The sequence below is a fragment of the Bradyrhizobium liaoningense genome, from assembly GCF_018130825.1.
GTDB classification, from domain to species: domain Bacteria; phylum Pseudomonadota; class Alphaproteobacteria; order Rhizobiales; family Xanthobacteraceae; genus Bradyrhizobium; species Bradyrhizobium liaoningense_B.
In genome coordinates this window covers 507,190-524,748 of record NZ_JAFCJS010000001.1, presented here as the reverse complement: position 1 = coordinate 524,748, position 17,559 = coordinate 507,190, and the positions used below count along the sequence as shown (strand labels likewise).

Here is a 17,559-nt window from a genome sequence, read left to right as displayed (position 1 = left end):
GCCTGATGCATCGACGGCTCGCCTTCATCGATACCCTGCGCGGCATCGCCGTCCTGTCGGTGGTCGTTCAGCACGCGCTCGAGGTGATTGTGCGGGAACACCCGACCGGCGCATACCATTCGATCTTTCACGACGCGATCGGCTACTACATGAATTTCGGCCGGTTCGGCGTCGCGCTGTTCTTCTTCGTCAGCGGCTTCGTCATTCCCTTCAGCTTTCCCGCCAGCCCGTCTCCCGTGAATGACTTCGCGGTCAGTCGCTTCTTCCGCCTCTATCCGGCCTACTGGGCCTCGATCGCGATCGGGCTCGTCACGATGCAGGCGGTGGAATTGAGGACCTATCCCCTGTCGCAGATCGTCGCCAACGTCACGATGTTCCAGAGCGTCCTGGAGGTACGACACCTCTGGGACTTCTACTGGACGCTGACGATCGAGCTGATGTTCTACGTTGTCTGCATCATCCTCTTCACGGCAGGACTGCTGACCCGGCGGCTCACCGCCGTCGCGATCGTCGTTGCGACCGCGCTGGCCGGGACGGCCGTGGCCGTCCTGGTGGAGGAACGGGCAGCCTGGGTGATGATGGAGATCGGGCTGAACCTCTCGGCGATGTTCCTCGGCAAGATCATTCGCGACACCGTCGTCGGCGGAACACTGCGATGGCGGCATGTCGCCGTCTGCACGGCGCTTTACGCCGTCTTCGCGATCACGCTGGCCGGCAGGCGTTATGGCGGGGCGTACGAGGACAATTTCTTCTACAGCTATTCGATCGGGGCGGCCTATGTCAGCGCCGCCGTCGTTTTCATCGTGTTTGCCGCGTTCGGCGAGCGGATGGCCTGGCGTCCGCTCGCGTTCGTCGGCCTCATCAGTTACTCGGTCTACCTGATGTCGCCGTTCGCAATGGTCTGGATCCATCATTACGCCTGGCCTGGCGACGGTCCGCTGGCATGGCTCGTCTTCGTCGCCGAGGTCGTGACGTCGTCGATATTTGTCAGCTGGATGACATACTCCCTCGTCGAGAAGCCCTGGATTTCATTCGCACGCAGGCTCCGTTCGGATCGCAGCACGCCGCTCGCGCTCGAGCCAGCTCTCGGACGGCAGGGTGCGGCGCAGTAAATCGAACGTCATGACGCGCGAAGCCGCGCGGCGAATTATCGCAATGCACACGGATTGTTTGCGCTGCGACACCGAGTCCGCGAAATGGTCAGCGAACACGTCGTGGTGACGGCAATTTTATAAAAGCCAGCGCATTTGTGTTGCGACCTCGTCAAGTACTTCTGCTTATGTTAGACTTACGTCTTAAAGCAGGGAGGTCACCACGATGTCAGCAGTTGCTGAAGTGATGTCGACCGTCGCGCTGAACCGCGATCCGCGTTGCAGCGAGTTGCCCACCTGTCCCGTCTGCGCCGACTCCATGGTCGCCGCCGAAGCATCCGCCTACGTCTCTGACCACATGATCAGCTATCTCTGGACCTGCGACAATTGCGGCTATGGTTTCGTGACCAAGCACGCCGTCAAGCAGCGGATTGTCTGCAATTGACGCTGATCAGCGTGGGGCGATATCGCCCCTCGCCCAGTCCTCGCGCGTACGCTGATAGAAATCTTCGAACATTCCGTGTGCGACCGCGTCCCTGATGCCCTGCATCAGGGACTGATAGTAGGCGATATTGATCTCGGACAGCAGCATCGCCCCCAGCGTCTCGCCGGCCTTGACGAGATGATGGAGATAGGCGCGCGCGCAGTTGCGCGTCGACGGCCATGAGCTCTCTTCATCGAGCGGACGCGGATCGTCGGCGTGGCGCGCGTTACGCAGATTCACCTGACCGAAACGCGAGAAGGCCACGCCATGCCGGCCGTTGCGCGTCGGCATCACGCAGTCGAACATGTCGATGCCGCGCTTCACCGCTTCTAGGATGTCGTCGGGCGTGCCGACGCCCATGAGATAGCGCGGCCGCTCTTTCGGCAGCACCGGCGCGGTCTCGTCGATCATGGCCAGCATCACCTCCTGCGGCTCGCCGACCGCAAGACCGCCGATCGCATAGCCGTGGAATCCGATCTCGACGAGGCCTTCAGCGCTGGCATGACGAAGCTGTGGGATGTCGCCGCCCTGCACGATGCCGAACAGCATGTAGCCGTCGGGCGCGCTCTCGAAGGCGCGCTTTGAGCGCTCGGCCCAACGCAGCGACAGCCGCATCGCGCGGTCGATGTCGTCACGCTCGGCGGGCAGCCGCACGCATTCGTCCATCTGCATGGCGATGTCGGAGCCGAGGAAGCGCTGCACCTCGATCGAGCGCTCCGGTGACAGCTCGACCTTGGCGCCGTCGATATGAGAGCGGAAGGTGACGGCGTGCTCGCTGACCTTGCGCAAGTCAGCCAGCGACATCACCTGGAAGCCGCCGGAATCCGTCAGCATCGGCCCATTCCAGCCGGTGAACCGCTGCAAGCCGCCGAGCGCTGCGATCCGCTCGGCGCCCGGGCGCAGCATCAGATGATAGGTGTTGCCGAGCACGATGTCGGCGCCGGCCTCGCGCACCTCGCGCCAGTGCATGCCCTTCATGGCGCCGGCGGTGCCGACCGGCATGAAGGCCGGGGTGCGCACCACGCCATGCGGCGTAGTCAGGCGGCCGGTACGCGCGGCGCCATCGGTGGCAAGCAGCTCGAAATGATTGGGAAGATCGGTGTCGGGACGATTCATGGCCGTGCTTATTGCGTGCCGGGCGAGGCCGATCAACCCGCCCGACCCCCACGATGCCTCAGACTGGGACAGATTTGACGCGGACCTGAGGTTCCGCCCGGCTTGCCAAATAAAACGATACAGTGTAGTTTTACCGTGGGGCTGGACGGGATGCCGCGGTGAATGTGCCGGCGGCCGTATTTGCGTGATCGCCAGCCGCCGACAATGCCCTCCACTTCATCTTCGACTGAAATGTCCGGCCCTTCGCATGGCCGGATCCGGCAAACAGGCGCCCGCCTGACCGGACTCCTGGTGCTGGCCTTGGGGCTGGCGCTCGGCGCTTGCACCTCCCTGCCCCGCACGCCCTACACGGCCGCCGAAGCCCAGACCTCGCGCGTGCTCGATATCGACGGCCTCCGCCGCTACGCCGACGAGCCCGTCACGAAGTTCAGCTTCGAGAAGGACACCAGCACGGCGACGAAAACCTATTTGGCACTCTCCGGCGGCGGCGCCGACGGCGCCTACGGCGTCGGCGTGCTCAACGGCTGGACCGCCGCCAGAACCCGTCCCACCTTCTCGGTGGTCTCGGGCGTCAGCACCGGCGGCCTGATCGCGCCGTTTGCATTTCTCGGCTCCCAATATGACGACACGCTGAAGGAGGTCTACACCAGCGGCATCGCGGAGAGCCTCTTGAACGATCCCAGCATCATGCGCGTGCTGTTCGGCTCCGGCCTGTTCGGCAACACGCGCCTGCGCGAACTCGTTGCCCGCTATGTCGGGCCGGAGATCATGGCCCAGGTCGCGCATGAGAACGCCAGGGGCCGCAGGCTGCTGATCGTGACGACCGATCTCGACACCCAGCGCACCGCGATCTGGGACATGGGTAAGATCGCGGCGGTCGGCACGCCCGAGGCGCTCAAGCTGTTTCGCGACGTGATGGCGGCGTCCGCCAGCATTCCCCTGGTGTTTCCGCCCATCATGATCGACGCCGAAGGCCAGGGCCGCCGGTTTCAGGAGATGCATGTCGACGGCGGCGTGACGGCACCGGTGCTGACGCTGCCCGAAGCCTTGCTGTTCCAGGGCAGCCGCCTGCCGGGCGCAGCGAAGTTGGACATCTACATCCTCGTCAACAAGAAGATCGAGCGCAACTTCGAGCTGGTGTCCAACAGCACGATCGACGTCGCCTCGCGCAGCCTGTCGGCGATCACCCAGTCGCAGACCCGCTCGATCATCTTCTCGACCTACGATTTTGCCAAGCGCAACCGCCTTGGCTTCCATCTCTCCTATATCGCGCGCGACTATCCGGCCCCGCCCTCGGAAGGGTTCGACACCGGCTATATGAGGGAGCTCTATCAATACGGGTATGAGAAGGCCGCGGCGGGCCAGGCCTGGACTTCGACGCTGCCGTGACGCCGGTGGCGGAACGACGCGCGATCGAAACCGTTGACGATACGGCCAATTCGGCCAGATTCGCGATGACGCCCAGGCTCCTGCGCGATATAGAGCGAATGACAGGCAACGCGCAGGAATCATTGGGCATGGGATTGACTGCGACCAGGACAAGACCGGCAACGCCGCGGCGCGAGGTGCCGAAATCGCGTGGCGGCCGGCCGACCAAGACCGCCGCCATCGAGCGCGACCAGCGGCTGATCGAGGTCGCCACCCGCCTCTTCCTGGACCGCGGCTTTGACGCGACCTCGCTCGATGCGGTTGCGGAGGCGGCGCGGGTGAGCAAGCCCACCGTCTATTCCCGCTATGGCGACAAGCGCGGCCTGTTTGCGGCCGTGCTGAGACGCGAGATCGAACGCTGGCTTGCGCCGCTGTCGGCTGCCGCGGAAACGCAGCTCTCCAGCGCCGCGGACATTTCGGTGGAGCAGCGGCTGGTCGAGGTCGGGCGCGAGATGCTGAACTTTACTTGCGGGCCCGATGCCGTCGCCTTCAGCCGCATGATGACGTCGCAGGCCATCAACTTCCCCGACGTCGCCAAGCTCGGCAAGGAGGAAGGCTGGCTCAAGGCCGTCGCCACCACGGCGCGCTTTTTCGACCATCTGGTGGCGCAAGGCGCGCTGGACATCGAAGACACCACCATCGCGGCCGAGGTGTTTCTCGACGTCGTCGTCGGCCACACCCACCGCATGGCGACGTTCGGAACGGCGCTCGAGATGAAGTCAGCGGAAAAGCGGATGCGCACCGCGATCAAGCTGTTCCTGGCCGGTGCGCTGGGCCCCGCCGACCGTGTCAAGGACGCCGCCAGGGGCACGCCGCGGCGCCGCCCCGCCCGCTGACAATTCCGTGAGCCTGCGAGTTTTCCCTGCGGGGTGTCGTTGACCAAAATAAAACGATACGGTATGGTTTAGTTATAAGTTGGTACGGGCCGCTTTTTTCACCAGCCCCAAAAGAGGTCAGTACCGCTTCGATCGCCGCGGCGGGTACAGCCCGCCACGACGCTCCGCGGCCGGCCTTTGCCCAAGGTCGGCCGCGAATTCTTTACGATCATCCGGCACACTCGCTGGCCGAGGGTTTCGAGCATGAAGGCAGCACGGCAATACCCCTGGACGTTTTTCGCGGTCGCCCTGTCGGCGTTGCTCGTCGCAGCGCCGGCGCAGGCGATCGTCTCGGCCGGAAGCACACCCACCGCCCTTCACAGCGACACAGATGGTGACGCCGAGGCCGACCGCCAAGCAGTCAGCCGCGAGATCGAGCGCTTCCGCAGCTCGTCGATTTCGATCAGTCAGGCCATGGCGATTGCCGAGGCCCGCCACGCCGGCGCCACGACGGCAGATGTGAGTTTCGACGGGGCTGCCCGCGTGCCGGTCTACCGGGTGAAGACCCTGCACAACGACCGCATCTGGCGCCACACCATCAATGCGGCGACCGGCGAGCTCGTCGGCGGCGAAGCCGCCCTGCCCCTCGCCGAGCTCGACCATGAGGACCGCAGCAACCTCGCAGCGCTCGGCGCCATCAGGCACCGCCTTGCCGACGCCGTAAGCGTCGCCGAGCGCGCAGCCTCGGGCAAGGCCATCAGCGGTGGCCTCGTGCGCGAACGCGGCCGGCTCAGTTTCGCGATCGTCGTGATCAGCGGCGACGACCTCAAGGAGGTCATCCTGGAGCCGCCGGGCGCCCGGGCCAAATAGCAGCGGGTCCCTCGCGCGGCCACATTCCCGCCGAAAAGCCATTGACGGGCGCAAGACTCTCCCGCATAAGTCCCCGCCATGTTCACGACCACCAAACGCACGACCAAAACCACCACGGCCCCAGGGGCCCGGGGAGGCGTGCGCGCGTAGGTCGTCGACTTAAACGCATCAGCTCTACCGAAGCCCCGCCCTCGATGGTCCGGGGCTTTTTTGTTGTCTAAATCTCAAATGCAATGGAGGACAAAGTGAGTAACGATCCCGTCGTCGCGATTGTCGGCGTCACCGGTGCGGTGGGCGCCGAATTCATCGCCACCATGGACAAGCGCGGCTTTCGCGTCGGCAAGCTCAAGGCGCTGGCGAGCGCCCGCTCCGCCGGCAAGACGGTGTCGTTCCGCGGCCAGAACGTCGTCATCGAGGAACTGACCGAGCGCGCTTTCGAGGGCGTCGACATCGCCCTGTTCTCCGCCGGCGGCAGCATCTCCAAGAAGTTCGCGCCGATCGCGGTCAAGTCGGACGCCGTCGTGGTCGACAATTCCTCCGCTTTCCGCATGGATCCCAACGTGCCGCTGGTGATCCCCGAGATCAACGCGAACCGCATCCGCGACCACAAGGGCATCATTGCCAACCCGAACTGCGCCGCGATCACCGCGCTGGTGCCGCTCTGGCCGATCCACCAGAAGAACCGCATCAAGCGCGTCATCATCTCGACCTACCAGGCCGCCTCCGGTGCCGGTGCTGCCGCGATGGAGGAGCTCGTCGAGTCCACCCGCGCCAATCTCAACGGGCAGGTCTATACGCCGAAGGTGATGCCGCACCCCTACGCCTTCAATCTCTTCAACCACAACACTGCGGTCGATCCCGAGACCGGCTACAACGACGAAGAGACCAAGGTCATCAAGGAAACCCGCAAGATCTTCGAGGACGAGAGCATCGCGGTCGGCGTCACCTGCGTCCGCGTGCCGGTGCTGCGCGCCCATTGCGAGGCCATCACCTTCGAATGCGAGAAGCCGATCAGCGAGGACCAGGTCCGCGCCATCATGGCGCAGGCCCCCGGCGTGAAGGTCGTCGACGACCGCGTCAAGAACTACTTCCCGATGCCCATCGACGCCTCGGGCCAGGACGACGTCCTGGTCGGCCGCATCCGCAAGGACCTCAGCGACCCTAGCGGGCATTCGATCTCGATGTTCGTGGCGGCGGATCAGCTGCTCAAGGGCGCGGCGCTGAATGCGGTGCAGATCGCGGAGCTCCTGCCGCAGCGGGTAATGGCTTAACAGAGGGAGATGTAGGGTGGATTAGCCGAAGGCGTAATCCACCTCTTTACAGTCCACTCGGACAGTATCGTAGGGTGGGCAAAGGCGCGCTAGCGCCGTGCCCACCTTTCTTCTCCGTATTCGAGAAAGACGTGGGCACGCTTCGCTTTGCCCACCCTACGGCGCCGGTGCTAGTCGCCCGCTCGGAACAACAGGCACGCATCCCCATACGAATAAAACCGGTATCCGTTCGCAATCGCGTGCGCGTACGCCTGCTTCATCGTCTCGAGCCCGGAGAATGCCGACACCAGCATGAACAGCGTCGACTTCGGCAGGTGGAAATTTGTCATCAGGATATCGACGGCGCGGAAACGATAGCCGGGGGTGATGAAGATCGAGGTCTCGGCGGCGAATGGCTGGATCGTGCCGTCTTCGCTCGCCGCGCTTTCGATCAGACGCAATGACGTCGTGCCGACCGCGACGATGCGGCCACCGTTCTTCCGCGCGGAGTTGAGCCGCTCGGCCGTCTCGGCCGAGATCGTGCCCCACTCGGCATGCATCTTGTGGCCCTCGGTGTCGTCGACCTTGACCGGCAGGAAGGTCCCTGCCCCGACATGCAGCGTGACGCGGTTGATCCCGACGTCGCGTGCGCGCAGCGCCTGCTCCAGCGCGGGCGTGAAATGCAGGCCTGCGGTTGGAGCCGCAACCGCACCTTCATTCGCCGCGAACATGGTCTGGTAGTCGGCGAAATCCTGATCGTCAGGCGTGCGCTTGGAGGCGATGTAGGGTGGCAGCGGCGGGCTGCCGAGATCGGCGATGGCCTGATCCAGCGCCGGGCCGTGGAACGAGAACGACAGCGTCACCTCGCCTTCAGCGCCCTTGGCCTCGACCTCGGCGTCGAGATGGCCGAGCAGGCAGACCTTGCCCTCATTGCCGAAGCGGATGCGGTCGCCGGCTGTGAGCTTCTTGGCGGGCTTCACCAGCGCCTGCCAGCGCGAGCCGTCGAGACGCTTGATCAGCGTTGCCTCGATCTTCGGCTCGGTCTCGCGGCCAATGCGGCGGCCCTTCAATTGCGCCGCGATCACCTTGGTGTCGTTGACGACGAGCTGGTCGCCGGGCCTCAGCCATTGCGGCAGGTCGGCAATGACCTGGTCGCGCAGCGCGCCGTTCTCGACGACCAGCATCTTCGCGGAGTCGCGCGGGCTCGCCGGGCGCAAGGCGATGCGCTCGGCCGGCAGGTCGAAATCGAAGAGGTCGGTGCGCATGTCTCACTAGCACCGTCATTCCGGACGCCGCGCTTCAAGCGCGGCGATCCGGAATCCCGAGATTGTGGCGCGAGATTCCGGGTTCGCGCTGTCAGCGCAAAAACGACGCCAAGCGTCGATTTTGGCAGCGCGCCCCCGGAATGACGGGTGACTATTCCTTGTCCGCGGCCATCCGCGCCTTGACGATCTTGTCCGGGTTCTGCACCGGCTCGCCGCGCTTGATCTTGTCGACGTTCTCCATGCCCTCGGTGACCTTGCCCCACACCGTGTACTGGTTGTCGAGGAAACGGGCGTCGTCGAAGCAGATGAAGAACTGGCTGTCGCCGGAATCGGGATTGGCGGCGCGCGCCATCGAGGCGGTGCCGCGCACATGCGGCTCCTTGTTGAACTCGGCCTTCAGCTTCTTGCCCGAACCGCCGGTGCCGGTGCCGTGCGGGCAGCCGGTCTGGGCCATGAAGCCCTCGATCACGCGGTGGAACACGATGCCGTCGTAGAAGCCCTCGCGGACCAGCTCCTTGATGCGCGCGACATGGCCGGGCGCGAGGTCGGGCCGCATCTCGATGGTGACGGGGCCCTGCGTGGTCTCGAGGATCAAGGTGTTTTCGGTGACGCTCATACTCGTCTCTCTTGCGTTGGGGGTGAAGTCTTCCGGTTACGGAACTGGATCGCGAACGGACGCCCCGCAGCAGCGCCGGCCATCGCATCGGTAAATGGCATCGGCGTGCAGCGTTGCAACGCCTCCATCACCGCGATCCGGTATTGCAGCCGGTCATTGTCGGAGGCCTCCGCGGATTCATAGGTAATCCTCGGATGGCCCAGAATGTTTCCGGCCCGGTTAAAGCTCACGACGACGGTGATGTCGAGTGGGCGGGCCTTGGCGGGCGGCGGCGGCTTCCAGCAGGTGCGCAGATGCCGGAAGACATCCTGGATGGTGTTGACCTGTGCGTCCTCGGCCTTCGCGCCTGCGACACCGAGCAGCAGCACCGCGGCAGCGAGCAGAAGCCTGTTGCCGCAGCGCGCCATCGCGTTTCCCTACTTGATGTCGGAAGCGACCTGCACCTTCACCATCTTGTCGGGATCGGTGACGGTGCCGCTGGCCGAGCCAGGAGGCGCCTTCTTCAGCTTGTCGACGACGTCCATGCCCTGCACGACCTCGCCGATCACGGTGTACTGGCCATCGAGGCTGCCGCCGTCCGCGAACATGATGAAGAACTGCGAGTTGGCGGTGTCGACGCTGTCGCCGCGCCGGGCCATGCCGACGATGCCGCGGGCAAAATGCACCTTGGAGAATTCCTGCTTCAGGTTCGGATATTTCGAGCCGCCGGTGCCGTTGAATTTCTCGCCGTCGCCGGTCTGCGCCATGAAGCCGTCCATGACGCGGTGGAACGGCACGTTGTTGTAATAGCCCTCGCGCGCCAGCTGCTTGAGGCGCTCGGCGTGCTGCGGCGCCAGATCGGTCCTGAGCTTGATGACGATACGGCCCTTGGTGGTGTCGATGACCAGCGCGTTGGCCTTGTCGAGATTCGCCGGAAGCTGCTGCGCCACGGCCGGGACCGCGCTGATGAACGCGGCAAAGATCGTGGCAAGAATTGCGAGACGACGGATCATGAAAACTCCGGATCTGGTGAGATGAAGCAGCGCGCCGTTATCCGGCGAATTTGGCCTTGAGCAGGGTGGCAACGAGCGGCGGCACGAAGGTCGAGACATCTCCGCCCATCCCAGCGATCTGGCGCACCAAAGTGGCGGTGATCGGGCGGACCATGGGAGAGGCCGGCAGGAAGACCGTATGCACCTCGGGCGCCATGGCCTCGTTCATGCCGGCAAGCTGCATCTCGTAGTCGAGGTCGGTGCCGTCGCGCAGACCCCGAATCATGATGGTCGCGCCGTGCTTGCGCGCCGCGGTCACCGACAGATCGTCGAACGTCACAGCTTCGAGCACGCAGCCGGCCTGGGCCGCGATCGGACCGCAGACGTCCTGGAGCATCTGCAGGCGCTCCTCGGTCGAGAACAGCGGCTTCTTGCTGGGATGGACGCCGATCGCGACCACCAGCCTGTCGCACAGCGGAACGGCATGGCGGACCACGTCCAGATGGCCGTTGGTGATGGGGTCGAAGGAACCCGGATAGAAGGCGATGCGCGGCATGGCCCCCTCCTACCGCGCCCGGCCCGGCCCGGCAAGCCGGGCTGGTTCCTTGTCCGTTTCCTGCCCGTTTGCCGGAAAATGTCAGCTGGAGGTGTCGGCCATGGCCGGTTTGTTTCGTCCTGGGGGCGGCCACGAAACAAAACAGAGCGCGAACGAAACCATTTCCAGCCTCCGCGAAGACGTCCGGAAACTGGTCATGGTTACTACTCCGGCCAACGAATGACGGGCCGCATACTGGGCGTAGGCGGCCGCATCACAGGGGACAGTCAATGATCAAGGCTCTTTCAGCAATCGCACTCTCTGCGTGTGTTGCCGCAGCCCTCACCCTCCTGCCCGGCTTTGCGCCGACCGTCGAAGCCAGCGTGCCGCAGCCGCTCGCCAAGAGCGACCGTCTCGATATCCGCACCATCGGCCGCGACTGCTCGCAGCAGGCCTGGCCGAATTTCGAAGCATCGTGCCTGCGCCGCGCGGGCACCAAGGCCGATGTCCGCGAGGCCCGCCTCGTGACTGCCGACCGCACGCCGTAGTCGGATCTGTCAGTTTCGCGTCAGCTAAGCCCCACAAAATAAACCCCATGGATATTTGCGACGTCTCGTCGCAGACTGCGTGATGCTCGCGCCCGTCGGAATGGCCCGCCGGGCGCGATCCCATCGGGGGGTTGCCATTGTCCAGTACGCCCGCAGTCGCTTCCGGCCATCCCGATCCACTGCCGCTTGCCATGACCATGGGCGCCCTCGGGGTCGTCTATGGCGATATCGGCACCAGCCCGCTCTACGCCCTCAAGGAAGCCGCCAAGGCGGCTGCCCATGGCGGCACGTTAAGCCACGACGCTGTCCTGGGAGTTGCCTCGCTGATCCTCTGGGCGCTGCTGCTGATCATCTCGCTGAAATATGCGCTGCTGATCCTGCGCGCGGATAATCGCGGCGAGGGCGGCATTGTTGCCCTCCTGGCCCTGCTCCACGCGCGCAACGCGCAACCCGGCACCTGGCGGGCGCATCTGCTGGTGGTAGGCCTCGTCGGCGCCGCCCTGCTCTATGGCGACGGCGCGATCACGCCGGCGATCTCCGTGCTCAGCGCCATCGAGGGCCTCAAGGTCGATGCGCCCTCGCTCGCGCCGGTGGTCGTGCCCATCACCGTCACCATTCTGATCGGGTTGTTCATGATGCAGAAGCAGGGCACCGGCTTCATCGGTCGCATCTTCGGCCCGGTGATGCTGGCCTGGTTCGTCGTGCTCGCCGCGCTCGGCATCCACGGCATCGTCAAGGCGCCCGCGGTGCTGGCCGCGCTCAGCCCGTTCTATGCCTTCAACTTCCTGATCCACCAGGACTTCCACATTTCGTTCGGAATTCTCGGCGCGGCCTTCCTCGCGGTGACCGGCGGCGAAGCCATGTATGCCGACATGGGGCATTTCGGCCGCATGCCGATCCGGCTGGCTTGGTTCGCGATCTGCCTGCCCGCGCTGGTGCTGAACTATTTCGGGCAAGCCGCGCTGCTGATTACCGATCCCGCCATGATCGAGAATCCCTTCTTCCAGCTCTGCCCGGACGCCCTGCATTATCCGCTGGTCGCCTTCTCCGCGATCGCGACCGTGATCGCTTCGCAGGCGATCATCTCCGGCGTGTTCTCGCTGACCCAGCAGTCGATCCAGCTCGGCTTTTTGCCGCGCATGCAGATCCGCCACACCACCAGCGATGCGATCGGCCAGATCTACGTGCCGCTGGTGAACTGGCTGCTGGCGGCGGGAACGCTCGGCGCGGTCTTGAGCTTCGGCACCTCGGACGCGCTCGCCGGCGCCTACGGCATCGCGGTGTCGCTGCTGATGGCCATCACCACGCTGCTGGCCGCTCTCGTAGCGATCCAGTGGGGCTATTCGCCGTGGCTCGTGGCGGGCGTGAACGGCTTCTTCTTCGTGATCGACCTGATCTTCTTCTCGGCCAACTCGGTCAAGCTGTTCGAGGGCGGCTGGTTTCCGCTGCTGCTCGCGGCGCTCGTCGCCTTCATGATGCTGACCTGGCGTGCCGGCGTGAAGCTGGTCGAAGCGGCACGCGGCCGGCTGCGCCAGCCCGAGGAGGATCTGATCGAGACCGCGGTCAACAAGTGCAGCGCAAGGCTCCCCGGCACCGCCGTGTTCCTGGCCTCTGCGCCGCGTGGCGTGCCGCTCGCGCTGACCCAGTTCGTCAAGCACAACCGCGTGCTGCACGAACGCGTGCTGCTGGTCACCGTGCTGATCGAGGAATCCCCGCACATTCCCGACGAGGAACGCGCGGACGTGCATGAGATCATTCCGGGCATCACCCGCGTGATCCTGCATTACGGCTTCATGCAGAACCCGACCATCTACGAAGGGCTGACTCTCACGTGCCGGCAGGGCAAGTTGCCCGGCATCGACCTCGCCGACATCACCTATTACGTCGGCCGCGAGACCATCATCCCGCGCGAGGATGTCCCGGGCATGTGGGTCTGGCGCGAAGGCGTATTCGCCTTCCTCCAGCGCAACGCCGAACGCTCCGCCGCGTTCTTCGGCGTGCCGACCAAGCAGGTCGTGGAGTTCGGGACAGAGCTGGAGATTTAGGCAAAGTGCGTAGCCCGGATGGAGCGCAGCGCATTCCGGGTTTCTTGCCGCGCGCACAGAGTCCCGGATTACGCTTGCACTCCATCCGGGCTACGAGCCTGACCTTGAAGCCATGACAACCAGTGACGCTCCACCCTTGCAGCTAAAGCCCCGCCTGTCGGTTTCGGTCGATCAGGCGCAAGCGATCATCCGCCGGATATCGCCGCAGGCATCGCTGCTCGGCATCACCGAGCTACATGGCGGGGAGATCAGCACCGTGCTCGAGATCACGCTGGCGAATGCGCCCGCCTGCATCCTCAAGGTCTATCCGGAATCGCTGCAGTGGAAGATGGCGAAGGAGGTTTACGTCCTGGGGCTCCTGCGGGACCTCAGCACGTCCATTCCCAAAATCCTGCTTGCCGACGACACGCGAACGGCAATCGATCTGAACTATCTGCTCATGACCAGGCTCGACGGCACGGTGCTCGGCCGACGCGAGGCGACGCTGTCGGAGGCCGAGTTGTTTGCGATCTATGCCGAGATGGGCGCGGCGCTGCGCCGGATCAACGACGTCGTCCTCGACAGCTTTGGCTATATCGGCCCCAACGGCGTCTGGACGGTGCATCCGAGCAACCATGCCTACATGTCCGCGCAGTTCGAGAGGAAGCTGACGGAGTTCTGCACACGCGGCGGTGATCCCACGCTGGCCGCGCGCCTGCGGGACAGTGTTGCAGCTCGGCAGCATCTGTTCGAGGCAGCCGTCACCCCTCGCCTGTGCCACTACGATTTCCACGCCGGCAACGTGCTGGTGACGCGGGAGGGCGAACCGCATCTGACGGGCATCGTCGATTTCGAGAATGCGACATCTGGCGATCCGCTGATGGATATCGCGAAAGCGCTGTACTATTTCACGCCGAAGGATGCGCCCAAGCGCGACGGATTACTCGCCGGCTATGGCACGATCGCGCGCCCCGACTGGGAGCAGACGCTCGCGCTCTACCACATGTATTGCACGTTGGAGCTCTGGTGCTGGATGGCCCAGATCGGCAAGCGAGAGGTGCTTGCCGATCTTACCAAGGAGCTTGCAAATGCCGCATAGAACGGGGCGTCACGCTCCATTCCCGTTCTCGCCGTTCCCGCTCTCGGCCTCTTCGGTGATGTGCTCCACCGACACTACGTGCTCGTCCTCGGCGGTGTCGAACACGATCACGCCCTGGGTCGAGCGGCCGGCGATGCGGATGCCTTCGACCGGGCAGCGGATCAGCTGGCCCTTGTCGGTGACCAGCATGATCTGATCGGCCTCCTCCACGGGGAAGGACGCCACGAGGTTGCCGTTGCGGTTGTTGACGCTCATGGCCACGATGCCTTTGCCGCCGCGGCCCGTGGTGCGGTACTCGTAGGACGAGGTCCGCTTGCCATAGCCGTTGACGGAGACGGTCAGCACGACCTGCTCCTGCGCGGACATCTCGACATAGCGCTCCTGCGGGAGCTGGAAGCTGCCGGAGGTCTCCTCGGCCTCGGCATCGGCCGGAGCCTCGTCCGTAGCGGCCTCGCCCGCGACCGCGCGGCGCATCTTCAAATACGCCGAGCGCTCGTCCGAGGCGGTCTCGACATGGCGCAGGATCGCCAGCGAGATCACCTTGTCGCCCTCGCCGAGCGCAATGCCGCGCACGCCCATCGAGGTGCGCCCGGTGAACACGCGCACGTCGGTGACGGGGAAGCGGATGCACTGGCCGCCGGCAGCCGTCAGCAGCACGTCGTCGCGCTCGGTGCAGATCTGCACGTCGACGATCGCCTCGTTGTCGTCGAGCTTCATCGCGATGATGCCGGAGCGGCGGACGTCGACGAAGTCGGACAGCTTGTTGCGACGGACGTTGCCGCCCGTGGTGGCGAACATCACGTCGAGCTGGCCCCAGGTCGATTCATCCTCCGGCAGCGGCATGATGGTGGTGATGCGCTCGCCCTGCTCCAGCGGCAGGATGTTGATCATGGCCTTGCCGCGCGCGTTCGGCGCGGCCATCGGCAGCCGCCAGACCTTTTCCTTGTAGACCTGGCCGCGCGAGGAGAAGAACAGCACCGGCGTGTGCGTGGAGGCCACGAACAGGCGGCTGACGAAATCCTCGTCGCGGGTCTGCATGCCGGAGCGGCCCTTGCCGCCGCGGCGCTGAGCCCGGTAGGCCGACAGCGGCACGCGCTTGACGTAGCCGGCGTGCGAGACGGTGACGACCATGTCCTCGCGCTGGATCAGGTCCTCGTCCTCGACCTCGCCTTCCTGCTCCATGATCACGGTGCGGCGTGGCGTGGCGAATTCCGTCTTCACCTCGGTCAGCTCGGTCTTGATGATGTCGAGAATCCGGGCGCGCGAGCGCAGGATCTCGAGATAGTCGCCGATCTCGCCGGCGAGTTTTCCGAGTTCTTCGCCGATTTCGTCGCGGCCGAGCGCGGTGAGGCGCGCCAGACGCAGCTCCAGGATGGCTTTCGCCTGATCCAGCGACAGGCGGATCGTGCCGTCCTCGTTGATGCGATGGCGGGGATCGTCGATCAGCGTGATGATGTCCTCGACGTCCCGCGCCGGCCAGTCGCGCGTCATCAGGGTGTCGCGCGCAGCCGCCGGTGTCGGCGAGGTCCGGATCACGCGGATGATCTCGTCGATATTGGCGACCGCGATGGCGAGGCCGACCTGCTCATGCGCGCGCTCGCGCGCCTTGCGCAGCTTGTATTTGGTGCGGCGGGTGACGACCTGCTCGCGGAAGCCGACGAAGATCGTCAGCAGGTCCTTCAGGTTCATCGTCTGCGGACGGCCGCTATCGAGCGCGACGGCGTTGACGCCGAAAGAGGTCTGGAGCGGCGTGAACTTGTAGAGCTGGTTCAGCACGACGTCGGGCACGGCGTCGCGCTTGAGCTCGACGACGACGCGGTAGCCGTCGCGGTCGGACTCGTCGCGCAGATCCGAGATGCCCTCGATCTTCTTTTCCTTGTAGAGCTCGGCGATGCGCTCGACCATCGTCGCCTTGTTCACCTGATACGGGATCTCGGTGATGACGATCGCCTCGCGCTCTTTGCGGATCGTCTCGAACGTGACCTTGCCGCGCATCACGATGGAGCCACGGCCGAGATGATAGGCGCTGCGGATGCCCTGGCGCCCGAGGATGATGCCGCCGGTCGGGAAATCCGGGCCCGGGATGATGTTGTTGAGCTCGTCGATGGTCAGCGACGGATTGTCGATCAATGCCAGGCAGGCGTCGATGACTTCGCCGAGATTGTGCGGCGGGATATTGGTGGCCATGCCGACCGCGATGCCGCCGGCGCCGTTGACGAGCAGATTCGGGAAACGCGCCGGCAGGACCACCGGCTCCTTCTCGGAACCGTCGTAATTGTCCTGGAAGTCGACCGTCTCGTTGTCGATGTCGTCGAGCAGCTTGAGCGCGATCTTGGTGAGGCGCGACTCGGTGTAGCGCATGGCCGCTGGCGGATCGCCGTCAACCGAGCCGAAATTGCCCTGCCCGTCCACCAGCAGCTCACGCAGCGAGAAGTCCTGCGCCATGCGCACCAGCGCGTCGTAGATCGCCTGGTCGCCGTGCGGGTGATATTTACCCATGACGTCGCCGACGATACCGGCGGACTTCTTGTGCTTCTTGTCGGGCGTGAATCCCTGCTCGTTCATCGAGAACAGGATGCGGCGATGCACCGGCTTCAGACCGTCGCGCGCATCGGGCAGCGCACGCGATACGATCACGCTCATGGCGTAATCGAGATAGGACTTTTTCATCTCGTCGAGGATGGAGACGGGGCGAATGTCCGAGGGTTGCGCCGGCTGGTCGCCGGGCTTGTTGTCGTCGTCAGCCAAGGGGGAATCCGGTGAGTTTTTGTCTGGGAATCATATAGCGCATCACACCCCTGATAACCACCCTTGCCGGGCTTCGGGAAGCGCTTTTTCCGACTGTTTTTCCAGAGACTTACGCCCTTCCCGGCATCGCCCAGGACAGGGTCGGAACGGACCGGATGGAACCGGCTCTCACGCCCCGAAAATCACCCGGTGCATGATGCGCCCCGGCACCAGCGTGAACAGGCCCGCCACCACCAGCGCGCCGGCGAAGATGAGGATCATCATCCGCCGGTGGTCGGCGACGCGATGGGTGTGCGCCCGCCAGACTGCCAGCGGCAGAACCACCAGGGTGAAGATCGACAGGAGATGAATCGGGCTGAACGGCCCGAACAGGCGGATCTGGTGGATCCAGAACGACGACGCCGCCACGACCACCATCAGGACGACCCAGATCCAGCCGATTGTCCGGTGCGGCAGCGTGCCCTTGGGGGCGGAGAACTGAACGAGGCCGAGCACGAACGCTCCCATTGCGGCAAAGGCATGCAGCGGGACGGCGGGAGCGGCCTCAAGCAGCGGCGCAAAACTCATGCGGGACTTCCTCGGGTCGAGGCGGCGACCGATGTGAATACGATTAACATGAAGTTAATACCATTCACATCTCATCCCGTCAAAGACTTGAGACAGCACATGAGGCAAGGGCGAAAAACCCGAGCCCTACCC

17 protein-coding genes are annotated in these 17,559 nt (G+C 64.7%); 9 read left to right on the top strand and 8 right to left on the bottom strand.

Annotation, left to right across the window (positions count from 1 at the left end; all coding sequences use genetic code 11):
* Positions 1–5: 5 nt before the first annotated feature.
* Together JQ603_RS02535 and JQ603_RS02530 are read left to right on the top strand one after the other, a co-directional pair.
* A complete protein-coding gene (locus JQ603_RS02535; protein ID WP_212336207.1) occupies positions 6–1,112 on the top strand; it encodes an acyltransferase family protein in 1,107 nt (368 codons plus the stop codon).
* A gap of 205 nt (positions 1,113–1,317) precedes the next feature.
* Positions 1,318–1,536, top strand: coding sequence for a hypothetical protein (locus JQ603_RS02530; protein WP_018642135.1), 219 nt, complete (start codon positions 1,318–1,320; stop codon positions 1,534–1,536).
* 6 nt (positions 1,537–1,542) lie between these two features.
* Here the strand turns inward: JQ603_RS02530 and tgt are convergent, their stop codons facing one another.
* Positions 1,543–2,691, bottom strand: coding sequence for a tRNA guanosine(34) transglycosylase Tgt (gene tgt, locus JQ603_RS02525; RefSeq protein WP_212336205.1), 1,149 nt, complete (start codon positions 2,689–2,691; stop codon positions 1,543–1,545).
* Between the two features lie 231 nt (positions 2,692–2,922).
* On the opposite strand from tgt, the gene JQ603_RS02520 reads away from it, so the two are divergent.
* The 4 genes from JQ603_RS02520 to JQ603_RS02505 all read left to right on the top strand — a co-directional run bounded on the left by JQ603_RS02520 (position 2,923) and on the right by JQ603_RS02505 (position 7,075).
* Entirely contained in the window at positions 2,923–4,080 is a 1,158-nt protein-coding gene (locus tag JQ603_RS02520; RefSeq protein ID WP_212336203.1) for a patatin-like phospholipase family protein, read from the top strand.
* 128 nt (positions 4,081–4,208) lie between these two features.
* On the top strand, positions 4,209–4,955 hold the full coding sequence (locus JQ603_RS02515) for a TetR/AcrR family transcriptional regulator (RefSeq protein WP_212336201.1): 747 nt from the start codon (positions 4,209–4,211) through the stop codon (positions 4,953–4,955).
* Positions 4,956–5,198: 243 nt separating this feature from the next.
* On the top strand, positions 5,199–5,804 hold the full coding sequence (locus JQ603_RS02510) for a PepSY domain-containing protein (protein ID WP_212336199.1): 606 nt from the start codon (positions 5,199–5,201) through the stop codon (positions 5,802–5,804).
* A gap of 233 nt (positions 5,805–6,037) precedes the next feature.
* Positions 6,038–7,075 carry an aspartate-semialdehyde dehydrogenase gene (locus tag JQ603_RS02505; RefSeq protein WP_212336197.1) on the top strand — a complete coding sequence of 346 codons (1,038 nt, stop codon included), beginning with the start codon at positions 6,038–6,040 and terminating at the stop codon, positions 7,073–7,075.
* Between the two features lie 170 nt (positions 7,076–7,245).
* Here the strand turns inward: JQ603_RS02505 and queA are convergent, their stop codons facing one another.
* The 5 genes from queA to coaD all read right to left on the bottom strand — a co-directional run bounded on the left by queA (position 7,246) and on the right by coaD (position 10,462).
* A complete protein-coding gene (gene queA / locus JQ603_RS02500) occupies positions 7,246–8,319 on the bottom strand; it encodes a tRNA preQ1(34) S-adenosylmethionine ribosyltransferase-isomerase QueA (RefSeq protein WP_212336195.1) in 1,074 nt (357 codons plus the stop codon).
* Positions 8,320–8,470: 151 nt separating this feature from the next.
* Positions 8,471–8,935 (bottom strand): peptidylprolyl isomerase, encoded by a 465-nt coding sequence (locus tag JQ603_RS02495; RefSeq protein WP_018642141.1) that lies wholly within the window; start codon positions 8,933–8,935, stop codon positions 8,471–8,473.
* Positions 8,932–9,342, bottom strand: coding sequence for a hypothetical protein (locus tag JQ603_RS02490; RefSeq protein WP_212336193.1), 411 nt, complete (start codon positions 9,340–9,342; stop codon positions 8,932–8,934). Before JQ603_RS02490 ends, JQ603_RS02495 begins: the two co-directional genes overlap by 4 nt.
* Positions 9,343–9,351: 9 nt before the next feature.
* Positions 9,352–9,927, bottom strand: coding sequence for a peptidylprolyl isomerase (locus tag JQ603_RS02485; protein ID WP_212336192.1), 576 nt, complete (start codon positions 9,925–9,927; stop codon positions 9,352–9,354).
* 37 nt (positions 9,928–9,964) lie between these two features.
* Entirely contained in the window at positions 9,965–10,462 is a 498-nt protein-coding gene (coaD, locus tag JQ603_RS02480) for a pantetheine-phosphate adenylyltransferase (protein ID WP_212336191.1), read from the bottom strand.
* Positions 10,463–10,731: 269 nt separating this feature from the next.
* On the opposite strand from coaD, the gene JQ603_RS02475 reads away from it, so the two are divergent.
* The 3 genes from JQ603_RS02475 to JQ603_RS02465 all read left to right on the top strand — a co-directional run bounded on the left by JQ603_RS02475 (position 10,732) and on the right by JQ603_RS02465 (position 14,112).
* Entirely contained in the window at positions 10,732–10,989 is a 258-nt protein-coding gene (locus tag JQ603_RS02475; protein ID WP_211411166.1) for a hypothetical protein, read from the top strand.
* Between the two features lie 191 nt (positions 10,990–11,180).
* Positions 11,181–13,034: a potassium transporter Kup gene (locus JQ603_RS02470; protein ID WP_212338125.1), complete on the top strand. Its 1,854-nt coding sequence runs from the start codon at positions 11,181–11,183 to the stop codon at positions 13,032–13,034.
* Between the two features lie 112 nt (positions 13,035–13,146).
* A complete protein-coding gene (locus JQ603_RS02465) occupies positions 13,147–14,112 on the top strand; it encodes a phosphotransferase family protein (protein ID WP_212336189.1) in 966 nt (321 codons plus the stop codon).
* 9 nt (positions 14,113–14,121) lie between these two features.
* Here JQ603_RS02465 and gyrA read toward each other — a convergent pair whose 3' ends face one another.
* Complete coding sequence (gene gyrA, locus JQ603_RS02460; RefSeq protein WP_212336187.1) at positions 14,122–16,860, bottom strand: DNA gyrase subunit A; 2,739 nt, start codon at positions 16,858–16,860, stop codon at positions 14,122–14,124.
* A gap of 168 nt (positions 16,861–17,028) precedes the next feature.
* The gene (locus JQ603_RS02455; RefSeq protein WP_212336185.1) at positions 17,029–17,427 is read right to left on the bottom strand and encodes a DUF2306 domain-containing protein; all 399 of its coding nucleotides are present in this window, start codon (positions 17,425–17,427) and stop codon (positions 17,029–17,031) included.
* Between the last annotated feature and the right edge of the window lie 132 nt (positions 17,428–17,559).

What these genes read in the sequence shown, in the direction of transcription:
- JQ603_RS02455 (WP_212336185.1), bottom strand. Translation starts at nt 17,427, where the DNA reads ATGAGTTTTGCGCCGCTGCTTGAGGCCGCTCCCGCCGTCCCGCTGCAT.
- JQ603_RS02515 (WP_212336201.1), top strand. Translation starts at nt 4,209, where the DNA reads ATGGGATTGACTGCGACCAGGACAAGACCGGCAACGCCGCGGCGCGAG.
- coaD (WP_212336191.1), bottom strand. Translation starts at nt 10,462, where the DNA reads ATGCCGCGCATCGCCTTCTATCCGGGTTCCTTCGACCCCATCACCAAC.
- queA (WP_212336195.1), bottom strand. Translation starts at nt 8,319, where the DNA reads ATGCGCACCGACCTCTTCGATTTCGACCTGCCGGCCGAGCGCATCGCC.
- JQ603_RS02535 (WP_212336207.1), top strand. Translation starts at nt 6, where the DNA reads ATGCATCGACGGCTCGCCTTCATCGATACCCTGCGCGGCATCGCCGTC.
- tgt (WP_212336205.1), bottom strand. Translation starts at nt 2,691, where the DNA reads ATGAATCGTCCCGACACCGATCTTCCCAATCATTTCGAGCTGCTTGCC.
- JQ603_RS02510 (WP_212336199.1), top strand. Translation starts at nt 5,199, where the DNA reads ATGAAGGCAGCACGGCAATACCCCTGGACGTTTTTCGCGGTCGCCCTG.
- JQ603_RS02490 (WP_212336193.1), bottom strand. Translation starts at nt 9,342, where the DNA reads ATGGCGCGCTGCGGCAACAGGCTTCTGCTCGCTGCCGCGGTGCTGCTG.
- JQ603_RS02485 (WP_212336192.1), bottom strand. Translation starts at nt 9,927, where the DNA reads ATGATCCGTCGTCTCGCAATTCTTGCCACGATCTTTGCCGCGTTCATC.
- JQ603_RS02465 (WP_212336189.1), top strand. Translation starts at nt 13,147, where the DNA reads ATGACAACCAGTGACGCTCCACCCTTGCAGCTAAAGCCCCGCCTGTCG.
- JQ603_RS02470 (WP_212338125.1), top strand. Translation starts at nt 11,181, where the DNA reads ATGACCATGGGCGCCCTCGGGGTCGTCTATGGCGATATCGGCACCAGC.
- JQ603_RS02505 (WP_212336197.1), top strand. Translation starts at nt 6,038, where the DNA reads ATGGAGGACAAAGTGAGTAACGATCCCGTCGTCGCGATTGTCGGCGTC.
- JQ603_RS02475 (WP_211411166.1), top strand. Translation starts at nt 10,732, where the DNA reads ATGATCAAGGCTCTTTCAGCAATCGCACTCTCTGCGTGTGTTGCCGCA.
- JQ603_RS02520 (WP_212336203.1), top strand. Translation starts at nt 2,923, where the DNA reads ATGTCCGGCCCTTCGCATGGCCGGATCCGGCAAACAGGCGCCCGCCTG.
- JQ603_RS02495 (WP_018642141.1), bottom strand. Translation starts at nt 8,935, where the DNA reads ATGAGCGTCACCGAAAACACCTTGATCCTCGAGACCACGCAGGGCCCC.
- JQ603_RS02530 (WP_018642135.1), top strand. Translation starts at nt 1,318, where the DNA reads ATGTCAGCAGTTGCTGAAGTGATGTCGACCGTCGCGCTGAACCGCGAT.